General features: G+C 67.4%; 16 protein-coding genes. 5 read left to right on the top strand and 11 right to left on the bottom strand.

Annotated elements, in window-relative coordinates; translation table 11 throughout:
• The first annotated feature begins 80 nt into the window (after nucleotides 1-80).
• From OIK44_RS04195 to OIK44_RS04175, 5 genes are all read left to right on the top strand, one after another.
• Entirely contained in the window at nucleotides 81-269 is a 189-nt protein-coding gene (locus tag OIK44_RS04195; RefSeq protein WP_273669417.1) for a hypothetical protein, read from the top strand.
• An 83-nt stretch (nucleotides 270-352) separates the two neighbouring features.
• Nucleotides 353-1,294 carry an MvdC/MvdD family ATP grasp protein gene (locus OIK44_RS04190; protein ID WP_273669416.1) on the top strand — a complete coding sequence of 314 codons (942 nt, stop codon included), beginning with the start codon at nucleotides 353-355 and terminating at the stop codon, nucleotides 1,292-1,294.
• 300 nt (nucleotides 1,295-1,594) lie between these two features.
• Complete coding sequence (locus tag OIK44_RS04185; protein WP_273669415.1) at nucleotides 1,595-1,798, top strand: hypothetical protein; 204 nt, start codon at nucleotides 1,595-1,597, stop codon at nucleotides 1,796-1,798.
• Between the two features lie 45 nt (nucleotides 1,799-1,843).
• A complete protein-coding gene (locus OIK44_RS04180) occupies nucleotides 1,844-2,005 on the top strand; it encodes a hypothetical protein (RefSeq protein ID WP_273669414.1) in 162 nt (53 codons plus the stop codon).
• Between the two features lie 126 nt (nucleotides 2,006-2,131).
• Complete coding sequence (locus OIK44_RS04175; protein ID WP_273669413.1) at nucleotides 2,132-2,296, top strand: hypothetical protein; 165 nt, start codon at nucleotides 2,132-2,134, stop codon at nucleotides 2,294-2,296.
• Between the two features lie 101 nt (nucleotides 2,297-2,397).
• Here OIK44_RS04175 and OIK44_RS04170 read toward each other — a convergent pair whose 3' ends face one another.
• The 11 genes from OIK44_RS04170 to OIK44_RS04120 form a co-directional block, all read right to left on the bottom strand.
• Nucleotides 2,398-2,970 (bottom strand): HupE/UreJ family protein, encoded by a 573-nt coding sequence (locus OIK44_RS04170; RefSeq protein ID WP_273669412.1) that lies wholly within the window; start codon nucleotides 2,968-2,970, stop codon nucleotides 2,398-2,400.
• A gap of 47 nt (nucleotides 2,971-3,017) precedes the next feature.
• Entirely contained in the window at nucleotides 3,018-4,121 is a 1,104-nt protein-coding gene (locus OIK44_RS04165) for a CobW family GTP-binding protein (RefSeq protein ID WP_273669411.1), read from the bottom strand.
• Complete coding sequence (cobJ, locus tag OIK44_RS04160) at nucleotides 4,118-5,677, bottom strand: precorrin-3B C(17)-methyltransferase (RefSeq protein ID WP_273669410.1); 1,560 nt, start codon at nucleotides 5,675-5,677, stop codon at nucleotides 4,118-4,120. Before cobJ ends, OIK44_RS04165 begins: the two co-directional genes overlap by 4 nt.
• Complete coding sequence (locus OIK44_RS04155) at nucleotides 5,674-6,432, bottom strand: cobalamin biosynthesis protein (RefSeq protein WP_273669409.1); 759 nt, start codon at nucleotides 6,430-6,432, stop codon at nucleotides 5,674-5,676. The genes cobJ and OIK44_RS04155 overlap by 4 nt, the downstream gene beginning before the upstream one ends.
• On the bottom strand, nucleotides 6,429-7,235 hold the full coding sequence (gene cobM, locus OIK44_RS04150) for a precorrin-4 C(11)-methyltransferase (RefSeq protein ID WP_273669408.1): 807 nt from the start codon (nucleotides 7,233-7,235) through the stop codon (nucleotides 6,429-6,431). The genes OIK44_RS04155 and cobM overlap by 4 nt, the downstream gene beginning before the upstream one ends.
• A 2-nt stretch (nucleotides 7,236-7,237) precedes the next feature.
• Entirely contained in the window at nucleotides 7,238-7,969 is a 732-nt protein-coding gene (gene cobI, locus OIK44_RS04145) for a precorrin-2 C(20)-methyltransferase (RefSeq protein ID WP_273669406.1), read from the bottom strand.
• Nucleotides 7,966-9,114: a cobalt-precorrin-5B (C(1))-methyltransferase CbiD gene (cbiD, locus tag OIK44_RS04140; protein ID WP_273669405.1), complete on the bottom strand. Its 1,149-nt coding sequence runs from the start codon at nucleotides 9,112-9,114 to the stop codon at nucleotides 7,966-7,968. Before cbiD ends, cobI begins: the two co-directional genes overlap by 4 nt.
• On the bottom strand, nucleotides 9,101-10,669 hold the full coding sequence (locus OIK44_RS04135; protein WP_273669404.1) for a precorrin-8X methylmutase: 1,569 nt from the start codon (nucleotides 10,667-10,669) through the stop codon (nucleotides 9,101-9,103). Before OIK44_RS04135 ends, cbiD begins: the two co-directional genes overlap by 14 nt.
• Nucleotides 10,666-11,370, bottom strand: coding sequence for a cobalt-precorrin-7 (C(5))-methyltransferase (locus tag OIK44_RS04130; RefSeq protein ID WP_273669403.1), 705 nt, complete (start codon nucleotides 11,368-11,370; stop codon nucleotides 10,666-10,668). Before OIK44_RS04130 ends, OIK44_RS04135 begins: the two co-directional genes overlap by 4 nt.
• 78 nt (nucleotides 11,371-11,448) lie before the next feature.
• A complete protein-coding gene (gene cobA / locus OIK44_RS04125; RefSeq protein ID WP_273669402.1) occupies nucleotides 11,449-12,189 on the bottom strand; it encodes a uroporphyrinogen-III C-methyltransferase in 741 nt (246 codons plus the stop codon).
• Nucleotides 12,186-14,093, bottom strand: coding sequence for a putative cobaltochelatase (locus OIK44_RS04120; protein ID WP_273669401.1), 1,908 nt, complete (start codon nucleotides 14,091-14,093; stop codon nucleotides 12,186-12,188). The genes cobA and OIK44_RS04120 overlap by 4 nt, the downstream gene beginning before the upstream one ends.
• Nucleotide 14,094 lies beyond the last annotated feature (1 nt).

The raw sequence follows: 14,094 nt of genomic DNA, 5'->3' as shown, positions 1-14,094 counted from the left end.
CTTGGAGCCTCTCCTTGGAGCGCCTCCTTCCCCGGCCATTTTCGTAATTGATCGATGTTTACTATGAAATAGGAACTACCATGCATCCATTTTCACTGAACGCGGAACAAATCCAACAAGTTAGCGGCGGCGTAGTACTTCATACGGTGCATTTAATTGGCAATGACGGCGAAGGCGGCGGGGTTCCCCCCGTGTATCTGACCGGCGGCGGCAAGCACACCACCCTGGCCATCGGCGAAGAAGGCGGCCAGCCTCCAGTCCTGAGCTGATCGATTTCGATTAAGCAGTCCATCGTCGGCCGGCTAACCGACCGACGATGCCCCCTTCTCGTTGCAACGGTAGCGGAACAGCCATGAAACATATCATTCTGGGTCATGCAAGCGACCCACACGCCCAGCATATCCTGGCGCAGTTACACCACCGCGGACATGAAGCCCACCTGTTCGAAACCCACAAATTCCCCTCTGAAGCAAAGATCAGCCTGACCCCGGCCGATGGCGGCGGCACCCTCACCCTGCCCGACGGCAACAGCGCCGCCTTCAGCGACATCGCCTCCGTCTACTGGCGCAATTTCTGCGGCGTGAGCGCGGAAACCACCAAGGCCAACCGCGGCACCATCGAAGATATCGCCTATTACGACAGCATGGCCAGTCTGCGCTCCTGGTTTCAGGCGCGCAACCAAACCCATTGGCTCAATAGCTGGCAGGCTTACCAGTCGCACCAGGAAAAACCGCAACAGCTGCAACTGGTGGCCCAGGCCGGCGTGCGCATTCCCCGCACCTATATCGGCAACGACCCGCAGCAGGTACTGGCCTTTTGCAAGGCCGAGCCGCACGCCATTTTCAAGCCGGTCTACGGCGGCGCGCACACGGAACGCATTACCGAACAGCATCTGGCCGGCGCGCACCTGGCCAAGGCGCTGACGCAGGCGCCCATCACGCTGCAGCAATATGTGGACGGCACGAACATCCGCACCTATGCCATCGGCGAGCAGCTGTTTTCGCTGGAGCTGGAAACCGACGACGTCGATTTCCGCACCGACCAGAAAGTGAACATCAAAAAGATCGAGCTGCCCGAGGCGATCCGCCTGCAGGTGCCGGCAATCATGGAGCAACTGTCGCTGAACTGGACCGCCATCGACTGGCGCCGCGACACCGAGGGGCAATATTACTTCCTCGAAGCCAATCCAAGTCCGATGTTCATGGGTATTGAACATTCCACCGGCTATCCAATCACGGATACGCTGATCGATGCGATGGTCAACGGCCATTCCAGGTTAAAACGCGCCGCCTGATTCTATTGCCGCGTCATTTACTGCGTTCCGGCAGGCGATTTTATTCGCCTCGCCGGCCGCTTCCATTCGCCTGGAAATAAGTGTTTACGCATCCAAATGTATCAAGGCGTGGCGGGTAATTTATTTTTTAAATAAGTTTGACATAAATCAAATATTCGATAAGATAGATGTGCGTTGCAAGCAATCAATTTATATGATTTGCTCATAACGCGGGCCGCCCGGCCTTGCGCCAAGCAGGCATATTGACGGGTTTGACTCTACGGCAATTGATCGAAGTTTATTTTAGAAATAGGAAACGACATGCATCCATTTTCATTGAACGTTGAACAGATCGAGCAAGTGAGCGGCGGTTACAAGGCCACCCAAATCGACGACAACACCACGCTGGCGATCGGCGAAGAAGGCGGCGGTCCAACCACGCTGGCCCTGGGCGAAGAAGGCGGCCACCCTCCTACGCTGAAGTTCGGCGAAATTGGCGGCTTGCCACATCCAGACCTGGTCTGAGCGTAACGCCAACTTTCATTGATGTCTTTTTAAAAGGAAATAATCATGCATCCATTTTCACTGAACGTAGAAGAAATCAAACAAGTTAGCGGCGGCATTGCAGTCGAACCGCCGTGGAGCACCCAAGCCATCGGCGAAGAAGGCGGCATTTACTACACCCAGGCCCTTGGCGAAAGCGGCAACCCACCGCTGCCATCGCAAGTTTAATCGCGCTCCGAGCCTGCGGCGGTGCCAGCGTGCCTGGCACCGCCTTCAGCAGCCCATCGTCGGCTAACTGAGCGGCCGGCGATGTTTCCTCGTATCATCGGTAGCACTTTTAAAAGGAAAGCAACCATGCATCCATTTTCACTGAACGTAGAAGAAATCAAACAAGTTAGCGGCGGCGTTGCAGTCGAACCGCCGTCGAGCACCCAAGCCATCGGCGAAGAAGGCGGCATTCACTACACCCAGGCCCTCGGTGAAAGCGGCAACCCACCGCTGCCGCCACCGGAATACTGATAGCAGACTGCGCCCGCGGCGGTGCTGGTCTAAACACCATCGCATCGCGTTGCAATAAAAAAAGCCCCTCGGGGCTTTTTTTCTGTCCGCAGCTTCGGTTTTTACACCGTGGCGCTCATCCAGATGCCGCTCAGTGCGATCAACGCGCCGCTGGCGCGCAACCACAGCACCTGGCGTTGCAGGCTGTTGCCGAGAACGACGCCGGCGCCGTGCAGCAGCGCGCTGGCGACGACAAAGCCGAAACCGTACTGCCACGGCGTGCTCAGGTGCGGCATTTCCACACCGTGGGCGTAACCGTGGAACAAGGCGAACACGCCAACCATCGCCGCGCCCGCCGCCGCCGGCATCTGCACCGCCAGCGCGATCAGCATGCCGAGCAGCAGCACCGAGGTGGCGATGCCGCCCTCAACCATCGGCAAGACCGTGCCGCTCATCGCCAGGCCGGCGCCGGCCACCAGCACGGCGACGAAACTCAGCGGCAGCAGCCACTTCGCCTTGCCGCCCAGTTGCGCCGCCCACACGCCCACGGCCAGCATGGCCAGCAGGTGGTCGAGGCCCATGAAGGGGTGCATCAGGCCGGCCATCGCACCGTGCGAATGGCCGGGATGGGCGTTGGCCGCGCCGGAAATTGCCAGCGATGCCAGGGCCAGGTAACGGAAGTGCTTCGATTGCATGTGATTCTCCTGAAAAGTAAACAATATAGGGGGTGGCGTTTGGCCGCTTAGCGCCACGTCGTGCCAGTCATCTCGGTCAGCAGCGCCGCCACCTTGCTGCGGCTGGTGTGGTAGCCGATGAAGACCAGTTCCGAACGCTTCGCCGCCGGCTTGACGGCGTCGACGCTGAGATTCACGCGCGAGCGCACGCCCTGCACCAGGATGGCGCGCGGCGATTCCTCGGTGCGGATGAAACCTTTGCTGCGCAGGATGGGCTCGACCCGGCTCGCCTCCAGCACGGCCGCCTTCAAGGTCTCGGCCTGCTGCGCCGCCTCGCTGCGCAGCACGAAGGACAGCCAGCCGGGGTCTTGCTCGTGGAAGTGCTTGTGCGTCGCCAGGCCGTGGCTGTGCGCGCCCAGACCCGAGTGGGCGTGGCCGTTCAGGCGGCTTTGCTCGGCCAGCACGCCCGTTTGCGGCCCCGGCATCGCCGGCAGCGGCGTGTAGCTGTGGCCGTGCTCGGTGCGGGTCGGCTGGTGCAGGCGCAGGCCCAGCGCCAAACGGATGTCGAGCTGGGCCTGGTGCGCCAGCTCCAGGAAGCGCACGTTCGGCGCGCGCAGCCGCACCCGCGTTTCGGCCAGCAGCAGCGCGTCTTCGTCGAGGCCGTCGATCTTGTTCAGCACCACGACGTCGGCGAATTCCAGCTGCTGCTCGAACATCGCCGCGGCCGGATTGACTCCGGCGCCATGCTCGAACTGGTCCGACAGCAGCAGCGGCGTGTCGACCACGGCCAGCGTCGCGTCGAGGATGAAGTCATCGCACAGCCCGGGGCTTTGCAGCAGTTCCATCACCGCCGTCGGCAACGCCAGGCCCGACGTTTCGATCAGCACGTGGTCGACGTTGGCGCGGCGCGCGGCGATGGCGCGCATTGTCGGCACAAACTGCTCGTCGTCGCCGTAGGCGATCAGGCCATACGGGAAATCGTGGATATGCACCTGCCCGTCGCCGCCGGCCGCGTCGCGTATCAGCGCACCGTCGATGGAAATTTCGCCGAACTCGTTGATCAGCAAGGCCAGCCGGCGCGTCTGGCGGCGCTGGATCAGGCTGCGCAGCAAGGTGGTTTTGCCCGAGCCGAGGAAGCCCGTGACGATGGTCACCGGTATCGGCTGCTTCATGCGATGTTCCAGGCTTGCAGTTGCCCGACCACGGCGTCGTAGCTGGTCGCCAGATGCGGGTACGCCAGTTGCGGCCGCGCCACCACCAGCAGCGGAATGTCCAGCGCCCGCGCCGCCTGCGCCTTGGCGCGGTAGCCGCCGGCGTCGCCGGAATCCTTGCTCACCACGCAGTCGATCTGCCAGTCCTGCCACAGCGCCGTGTTGAAGGCCGTGGAAAACGGCCCCTGCATCGCGCAGATGCGGTCGCGCGGCACGCCCAGCGCGATGGCGCGCTGGATGAACTCCGGCTCGGCCGTCAGGCGCACGAACCACTGCTTCTCGGCGGCGCCCGGCAGGGTCAGGAAGGTGGCCAGGTCTTTCGATCCCGTCGCCAGGAAAATGCGCTGGCCCAGCGCGATGGCGCGCTCGCCCGCCTGCCGGGCGGAGTCGCACAGCTCGCCGTCCTGCGGCGCGAATTCGCTGGCGCGCTCGTAGCGCAGGTAGGGAATGCCCAGCTCCAGCGCCAGTCCAAGCAGTTGCTCGGACATGCTGGTCGCGTATGGATGGGTGGCGTCGACCAGCACGCGGGCGCGGCTTTGCGTCAGCGCCTGGCGGCGCGCCTCGATGCCCTGGCGGCCGGCCCAGACGGTGGCGCCGGGACAGTCCTTCAGCGCCACCTCGCCGCCGTAGCCGGTGGCGGCCGAGACCACCACCGGGCTGCCCTGCCGCGCCGCCAGTTGCGCCGCCAGGGCGTTGCCGTCGCTGGTGCCGGAGAAGACCCACACGGCGTCGCCCGGCAAGGCGTCGCGCGCCGGCGCCGCCAGCAGCGCGCCTTCCGGCGTGGCCCAGTCGTTATAGCCGCGCGGCGTGAAGATCTGGCCGCGCTTGCGCTTGGTGAAGCGGTTGCCGACGACGATGGTGGTGAGCATGTCGAACTGCAGCGACGGCAATTCGTCGAGGCGGTGGATGCTGACCTGCTGGCCCGGACGGTAGGCGTTCTTGACCACGCCGCACAGCGTATGCGGGGCCTTCGATTCGAGCATCAGCTGCAGCACGCGGTAGACGCCCTGCTGCCGCCCGGCGCTCTGCACGTTGTACATGACGCAGGCCAGGTCGGCCTGGGCGATGTGGCGGGCGCGGTGCTCGATCCAATCCCACGGGCACAGCAGATCGGACAGGCTGAGCGTGGCGAAATCGTGCGACAACGGCGAACCGAGCAGCGAGGCGCAGGCGTTCGCCGAGGTCACGCCCGGCACCAGGTTCACCGCATAGCTGTCGTCCTCCAGCATTTCCTCGTAGGCCAGCGCGGCCATCGCGTAGATGCCGATGTCGCCGCTGGAAATCAGCGCCACCTTGGCGCCGGCGCGGGCCTTCTCGATCGCCAGCATGGCGCGCTCGCGCTCCTGCGTCAGCGGCGGCGTGTGGATCTCCTTGCCCTCGATGTGCGGCGCGATCCAGCGCAGATACAGTTCGTAGGAGACGATCACGTCGCTGTCCCGCAGCGCCGCGACGGCGCGCGGCACGATCAGATCCTCGAAGCCCGGCCCGACCGACACCAAATTCAGTACACCACTCATATTTCCATCCATTTATCTTGAACCACTGCGACGGCGACGCCGTCCAGACTTGTTTTCGGCACCAGCAGCGTGCCGCGCGGGCAGGCCACCAGGGCGCACGGCTCGCACACGCCGTTCAATCCCACATTCTGCATCACCCAGTCCGAGGGCTTGCCGACCCAGGGCCGCGCCGCCAGCGTGGCGCGCGCGAACACCCGCAGCGGCAGGCCGTGGCTGCGGCAAAATTCCAGCAAACCGGGCTCGTTCGCCTTCAGGTCGACGGTGGCCACCTCGCGCACCTCGTCGATGCGGCGCCGGCCCAGCGCGTGCAGCACCGCCGCCTCGATGCGCCCGGCCGGCACGCCCTTGCGGCAGCCGACGCCGAGCACCAGCGGCTTCAGCGCCTCGGTCGCCGTGGTCACCACCGGCACGGCGCCGACCACGGCGGCCACGCGGTAGGCCAGCTCGTTGCCGCCGCCCTCGTGGCCGGCCAGCAGCGAGACGGCGAAACGGCCCGCCTCGTCCAGCACGACGACGGCGGGGTCGCTATGCTTGTCCTGCGCCAGGCCGTCGAGGAAGCGCACGGCGATGCCGCTGGCCGCCACCATCACCCATTGGGCGTGGCGGCGGTAGGCGGCGGCGAACTGCGCCTTCTGCGCCGCGCCGGGATTCAACCAGGGGCGGTGAATCTCGCCGCCCAGCCGCGCCTGCAGGCTGGCGGCGAGTTCCTCGCCTTCGGCCCGCACCAGCCAGATCCCGAGCGGGGCTTCGCTCACGCGGCGTCCCCGCCGGCGGCCTTGGCCTTGGCTTTGCTCTTGTCCTTCTTCACCACCCGGAACAGGTGGGTGAAGTCCTTCGAGTACAGGCTGGACTCGGCCGCGACGCTCTTGTCCAGCGCGGCGCCGACCAGCATCATCGTCGTCAAATTCCAGGCGCCGCGCTTGGTGTCCTGCAGCACCGTGCCGAGCGTGCCCTGGTAGATTTTCTGCTCCGGCCAGCTGGCGCGGTAGACCAGGTTCACCGGCGTCTCCTGCGGATAGTGCAGCGACAGGTCGGCGACGATTTTCTTCAGGTGCGGGCCGGACAGGAAGATGCACATCGTGGCGCGGTGTTCGGCCAGCCGGGCGATCGACTCCAGCTCCGGCACCGCCGAGGCGCGCCCGGAGACGCGCGTCAGAATCACGCTCTGCGACACCTCCGGCTTGGTCAGCTCGGACTGGATCGCCGCCGCCGCCGCCGTGAACGAGGACACGCCCGGAACGATTTCATAGCCGATGCCGAGGGCGTCGAGGCGGCGCATCTGCTCGGCGGTGGCGCCGTAGATGGCCGGGTCGCCCGAGTGCAGCCGCGCCACATCCTTGCCGGCCGCCTGCGCGCGCAGGTAGCAAGCCTGCTGCTGCTCCAGGTCGAGCTGGGCGGTGTCGATCAGTTCCGCGTCCGGGCGGCAGTGCTGCAGCATGTCGGTCGGCACCAGCGAACCGGCGTACAGCACCATGTCGACGCTGCCCAGCAGCCGCGCGCCGCGCAGCGTGATCAGGTCGGCCGCGCCGGGGCCGGCGCCAATGAAATACACCTTCATAGTTATCTTTCTTCTCGTGGATTGCGGCGCACCAGCAAGGTGGCCAGGTAGCCCATCGCCTCGCCGGCGACCAGGTCGCCGACGCCGCTGGCCAGCATTTCGCCGGGCAGGCCGATGCGCCGCGCGAACGCGCAGTGCTGGGCGATGCCCATCTCGCGCAGCAGGTCGAGCACCCAGCCCAGGCGCGCGCCGACCTTCATCAGCACGACGATGTCGTGGGTTTCGATATCGCGCCGCAGTTCCTGCGGCGTTTCCGGGCACGGCAAAATCAGCACGCGCTCCTTGCCCTCGCCCAGCGGCCAGCTGAGCGCCGCCGCCGCCGAGGCGTAGCTGGTGACGCCGGGGAAGGTGTGCAGCGTCGCCTCGGGCAGGCGCTCGCGCAGGCCCGCCAGCACGTAGCCGTAGGTCGAATAGGTCAGCGAGTCGCCGATGGTCAGGTAGGCGACGTTGCGGCCGGCGCGCAATTCCACGGCGATGGCGTCGGCCAGCTGCGCGTAGTGCTCGCTCAGCACGGCGCGGTCCGGGTCCATATTGAATTCGATCTCGCGCAGCTTGGCCGGGTCCAGGTCGATGCCGGCCAGGCACTGCAGCGCCACCGAGGTGTCGGCGCTGCGCGCCCGCGGCGCGTAGATCAGGTCGGCGCGGCGCAGCGCCTCCAGCGCCGCCAGCGGCAGGTAGCCGGCCGGGCCGGGACCGACGCCGATGCCCCACAGGGTGCCCAGTGGCGCGCTCATGCGTCCGCCCCCAGGCTGTTGCCGGCCAGGTCGAACAGGCGCACCTCCAGCCGCTTCACCGCCGGCACGCGCGCGTGCGCGAGCGCGCCGATGCGCCGCTCGATCTCCATCCAGAATGCCTGCGCACCGGGTTCACTCTTTAGTATTTCCATTGCCGCTTCCACTGTGTTTGCGTTTTCTATCTCTTGCACCAGCGGCGCCGGGTAGCCCAGTTCAGCCGCCACCCGCGCCACGCCGGCCATCGCCATCTTGCTCTTGCCCGAATGCGTGTCCCACCAGCCGTCCAGCACCTTCGCCAGCTTGCCCGGATGTCCGGCCAACCACAGCACGTCCAGCGTGCGGCCCTCCTCCTCCAGCGCCTTTTGCGTGAAGTCCAGCGAATCGCCGAGGAAGTTGGCGATCTGCACGCTGCAGCGCTCCGGCAGGCCCAGCACGTCCCTGGCGTACTCGCGGCCGATTTTTCCGGGCAGGTAGGCCACGCTCGACGCGCCGCCGCCCAGCGCGACGCGCACATAGACTTCGATCGAGGCGATCCAGGTCGCCATCGACATCGGTTCGACGATGCCCGAAGTGCCGAGGATCGAAATGCCGCCGACGATGCCCAGGCGCGGGTTGAAGGTCTTGCGCGCGATGGCCTCGCCGTCCTCGCAACCTATGCTCAGGTCGAAGCCGGCGTCGGCCTGCTCCGCCAGCGCCTCGTCGAGCACCTCGGCCACCGCCATGCGCATCATCTGCCGCGGCACCGGGTTGATGGCCGGCTCGCCGACCGCCACCCGCAGGCCCGGCCGGGTCGCCGTGCCGACGCCGCGCCCGGCGAAAAAGCGCAACTGGCGCGCGTCGTTGCGGCGCACCTCGGCGAAAATCGTCGCGCCGTGGGTGTTGTCCGGATCGTCGCCGCCGTCCTTCAGCACCTCGGCCCGCACCACATCCGCCGCCAGCCAGTCCACCTTCTGGATCGGCACCAGCAGATAATGCACGCCGTCCGGCAGGCTGACCTTCACCTGTTCGCAGCGCTCGCCGGCCAGCAGCAGGTTCAGCGCCGCCTTGACGGCGGCCGTCGCGCAACTTCCCGTCGTGCGGCCGCGCCGCAGGCCGTTGAGGGCCAGCACTGCAAGATCGTACTCGCTGCGTTCAGCCAGGCTCATACCCGGCGAGCTGGTTCAGCGCGTCGATCATCATGCCGTTGACCACGCTGGCCGCCCACGGCGAACCGCCGCGCGTTCCGCTGTTGGTGATGCGCGGCACCTGCAGGCAGCGCCGCAGCTCCTCCTTGGTTTCGCGCGTGCCGACGAAGCCGACCGGCAGGCCGATCACCAGTTGCGGGCGCCAGCCGTGGTCGCGGATCAGACGCACCGCCTCGGCGATCGCGGTCGGCGCGTCGCCGATCGACACCACCACGTCGTTGCCGAATTTTTCCCAGCCGCGGCGGATGCCGGCCGCCGAGCGCGTGATGCCGTACTGTTCCGACATCAGATGCGTCTCGCGGTCGTGCACGCCGCACCAGGTGTCGATGCCCAGCTGCTCCAGCAAGGCCCGTTTCAGGCCGGTCTGCACCATCGTCACATCGGTCAGCACGCGTTTGCAGCGCAGCAGCGCGCGTATGCCGTTTTCGATGGCGCCGGGCGAAAAATACATGTCGTTGACGGCGTCGAAGTCGCCGCTGGTGTGCACCAGCCGCTGCAGCACCGTCAGGTGGGCCGCCGGGAAGGCGCTCCAGTCGCGCCCTTCGGCGATGATGCGGAAGCTCTCGGCCTCGATCGGGTGCGGTTCGTAGGCGCTGAAGCCGGCGGCGGGCGCCTTGTCGGCGGCCTCCTCGTTGGCCAGCAGGCCGCGCACGGCCAGGTGGTGGGCGCGCTGCGGTTCGCCGACCTGCTGCTCGAAGCCGACGATCTGCACGCGGTATTTGCACAGCGAGCAGTTCATCGCGGCGCGTCCGGCCACGGCCTCGCGCGCGCGCTCGATCATCACGTCGGCGACGTGCGGGTGCACGCCGAGGTAGCCGGCCTTCAGCACCTCGATGCCCGGCTCGCGCTCGCCCAGTTCGTCGGCGGCCGCGTAGATGCGCTTGACCAGCACGCCGTCGAACAGGAAGAACGGCAGCACCACCAGGCGCGCGTAACCCATGCGCGCGGCGGCGCGCAGGCCGTCGGCGACCAGCGGCGTGGCGGTGCCCGAATAGCAGACGTAGGCGGCGCCGAAGCCCATGCCCTCCTCCAGCATGCGCGCCATTTTCGACACTTCGCCGTTGGCGTCCGGGTCGGTGGTGCCGCGCCCCACCAGCACCAGGCAGGTGTCGCCGCGCCGCACGGTGGCGGCCGAGCCCGCCTCGGCCGCGACGATGCGCTCCTGCGCCAGTTGCAGCAGCTGCGGATGCAGGTTCAGCGGCGCGCCGAAGTGGAAGTCGATGTCGGGATAGTCGCGCGCCAACGCCAGCACTTCGGCCGGCATGTCGTTCTTGGCGTGGCGGGCGGCCAGCAGCACGCCCGGCACCACCGCCACCTGGCGGGCGCCGGCGGCCAGGTTCGCCGCCACCGCCTCGGCGATGGTGGGGCTGGAAAACTCCAGGTAGCCGTGGCTGACCACGTCGTTCGGCGCGCGCGCCCGCACCAGCTCCACCAGCGCCTCGAATTCGCGCACGGCGTCGGGGTCGCGGCTGCCGTGGCCAGCCACGACGATGCCGGTTTTTTCCGCCTGCGTCATTTGCTCTCCGCCGGCTCGATCTGGCTGGCCATCGGCGCCAGCGTGCGGATCAGCATGATGCTCATGTCCGAGCATTTATGCTGGGCGCACTCGGCCAGCGTGCCGTGCCATTCGGCTTCGCCGCGGGTCAGGTTTTCCCATACCTCAGTCGGATGCTCGGGCGAAATGCCCTGCTCCATCAAGTAGGCGGCGATATGCCAGGGCATGAAGGAGCGCGCCTCGTCCCACGGGCAGGGAATCACGATGGCGTTGCGCTGGTCCTGCAGCACATGCACGAGGTGGCGCTTGAAGGGACTCAGGTCGCCACGGCGGTGGAAGGTGATGAAGGTGGTTTCGTCGAAGCAGACCTTGGCGCGCGAGGCGAGGATCTGCGCCGACGAAATGCCCGGCAGCGACTCGACCGGATGGCCGACGGCGCGCTCGACCCGCTCCAGGTACTGGAAGCCGCTGAAGTGGATGTCGCCCATGAAGACCACCACGCACTTCTTGCCGGCGTGGTGCTCGACCGCGCACTCGTCGAGTTTGGCGACCTGGTCGCGGTAACCCATCGTGATCACCTGGGCCTGGGCCGGGATCAAGCTGCGCACCACGTTCAGCACGGCCTCGAAACCGGCGACGACGTCGGCGTTGCGGATCAGGTCCGCGCCGCGCTGCGTCAGATAGCCAATGTCACCCGGCCCTGCGCCGATACAAATGATCATACAAACTGCTCCTTCGATGTATTGAGTAATGCTGGGGGCAGGCCCCAAAAAAGGGTCTGCCCCCGCGAAGCGGAATTTCTACGCCGCCGGCGCGCCGACCAGCCGCGCGGCACCGACCACGTCGCCGACAATGACGATGGATGGGCTGCCGATGCCCTGCGCCTGCACCACGCACGCCAGTTCCGCCAGCGGCGCCGCCACGCAGCGCTGCTGCGGCAAGGTGCCGTGCTGGATCGCCGCCGCCGGCCGCGTGGCCGGCATGCCGGCCGCCAGCAACTGTTCGACAATGTGCGGTAAATTGGCGATACCCATATAGATTACCAGCGTTCCACCGGCCGCCACCAGCGCGGTCCAATTGGTCGGGCTGTCGTTGCAGCCGTGCCCGGTCAAAAAGGTGACGCTGCGCGCATGGTCGCGGTGCGTCAGCGGAATGCCCAGCGCCGCCGGAGCCGCCACGCCGGAGGTGACCCCGCTGACCACTTCGACCTCGATGCCGGCCGCTTGCAGGCACTGCATTTCCTCGCCGCCGCGCCCGAAGACGAAGGGGTCGCCGCCTTTCAGCCGCGCCACGATCCGGCCGGCCTGCGCGTGCTCCAGCATCTGCTCGTGGATCGCCTGCTGGGTCGCCGAATGGCGGCCGCCGCGCTTGCCCACTTCGATCACGCGCGCCTGCGGCGCGGCGAAGCGCAGCACCTCGCGGTTGACCAGGTCGTCCAGCAGCACCACGTCGGCCTCGCCCAGCAGGCGCACCGCCTTCAGCGTCATCAGCTCGACGTCGCCGGGGCCGGCGCCGATCAAATATACCTTGCCGGGCTTCATGCGGCCCCCATGCGCGCGCGGATCGTCAGCGCCAGGCTGTCGGCGGAAAGCTGTTCCAGCGTCAGGCATTCGGCGCCCAGCGTCTGCGCCAGTTGCGCGGCGCGGCCGAGGCGCAGATAGCCGCTTTCGGTGTCCAGCACCAGCGCCGGCACGCCGCGTTCGGCCAGCATGCCGGCCATCGCCAGCGATTCGCGCCAGGGGTCGCCGCCTTCGCCCATTGCGACATTGGCCTTGCCGTCGGTAAGCAACACCAGCAACGGCGGCGCGCCGCCGGCGGCGCGTTCCAGCGTTTCCAGCGCCAGTTGCAGCGCGTGCGGCAACGGCGTGCGTCCGCCCGTCGGCAATTCGCCCAGACCCTGTTCGGCGCGCTCGACGCTGCGGGTCGGCGCCAGCAGCAGTTGCGCCGCCTGGCCCCGGAATGCAATCACCGCCACTTCGTCGCGGCGCTGGTAGGCGTCGGTCAGCAGCGTCATCACGGCGCCCTTGACCGCTACCATGCGGCGCTGCGCCGCCATCGAACCGGAGGCGTCGACCACGAACAGGATCAGGTTGGCGCTTTTGCCGACGCGGACCTGCTGGTGCAGATCCGCTTTGCTGACATGCAAATTGCCCGGATCGCGCAAGGCGGCGCTGCGCAGCGTCGCGCCGATGGCCAGGCTGCTCGGGTTTTCGTCCGGCACCGCGCGCACGACGCGTCCGCGCGGCGCGTTCGCGGCCTCGCTGCGCCGGCCCATGCTGGCGCGGGCGGCGTGGGACTCGACGGCGATGCGCGGCGCCGCGCCGTTGCCGGCTACGGCGGCAAACACCTGTTCTTCGTCCTGCGGCTCGGATTCGCCGCGCTGTTCCTGTTCCTGATCCTGGTCGGGCGCGTCCTGGCCGTCCTCGGGTTGCGGCTGCTGCGCGGCCTGCCGCATCAGCTCGTCGAGACGCTCGCGGTCCAGGCCCGGTTGCTCGAAGGGCTTGCGGCGGCGCCGGTGCGGCAGCACCAGCTCGGCGGCGTTGCGCAAATCGGCCGGCGTCACCTTCAGGCGCCCGTCCAGCGCGGCCAGCGCGCGCGCAGCCTTGTGCATGACGATGTCGGCGCGCAGGCTGGCCACCTCGAATTCGCAGCACAGGTGGCTGATCAGGTCGAGCATGGCGTCGTCCAGCACCACCTCCGGCAGCAGCCGCTGGGCGGTGGCGAGCTGGCGGTGCAGGGCCTGCTGCTGCAATTCCCAGGCCGCGCCGAAGCCGGCCGGATCGCTTTCATAGGCGATGCGGCGGCGCACGACCTCGGAGCGCACCTTCTTGTCGCGCGGCGCGGCCACCTCGACCATCAGGCCGAAACGGTCCAACAGTTGCGGACGCAGGTCGCCCTCCTCCAGGTTCATCGTGCCAATCAGCGTGAAGCGCGCCGCATGCTTGATCGACAAACCTTCGCGCTGCACCGAGTTGACGCCCATCGCGGCGACGTCGAGCAGCACGTCGACCAGGTGGTCGGCCAGCAGGTTCACCTCGTCGATATACAGCACGCCGCGGTGGGCGGCCGCCAGCAGGCCGGGCTGAAAGGCGCGCTGGGCGCCCTGCAGCGCGCGCGCCAGGTCGAGGCTGCCCAGCACGCGGTCTTCCGTCGCGCCCAGCGGCAGCGTGACGAAGGGCACGGCGGACAGCTCGGGCTGGCCGTCGCGGCAGGCGTCGCAGTGTTCGCACGGCGCCGCCGGCGCGCAATTGTAGGCGCAGCCGGCAACCCGCTCGACGCGCGGCAGCACGTCGGCCAGCGCGCGCGCGGCGGTGCTTTTCGCGGTGCCCTTGTCGCCCCGGATCAGCACGCCCCCCATGCTCGGATCGACGGCGCACAGCAACAGCGCCGCCTGCAATTGCGGCTGCCCGACAATGGCGGAAAAGGGAAAATTCGTGCTCGTCATC

The sequence above is a fragment of the Janthinobacterium fluminis genome (assembly GCF_028595325.1).
Lineage (GTDB): Bacteria > Pseudomonadota > Gammaproteobacteria > Burkholderiales > Burkholderiaceae_D > Janthinobacterium > Janthinobacterium fluminis.
Note: the sequence above shows the minus strand (reverse complement) of the source record. Positions and strands in the feature narration are given on the sequence as shown.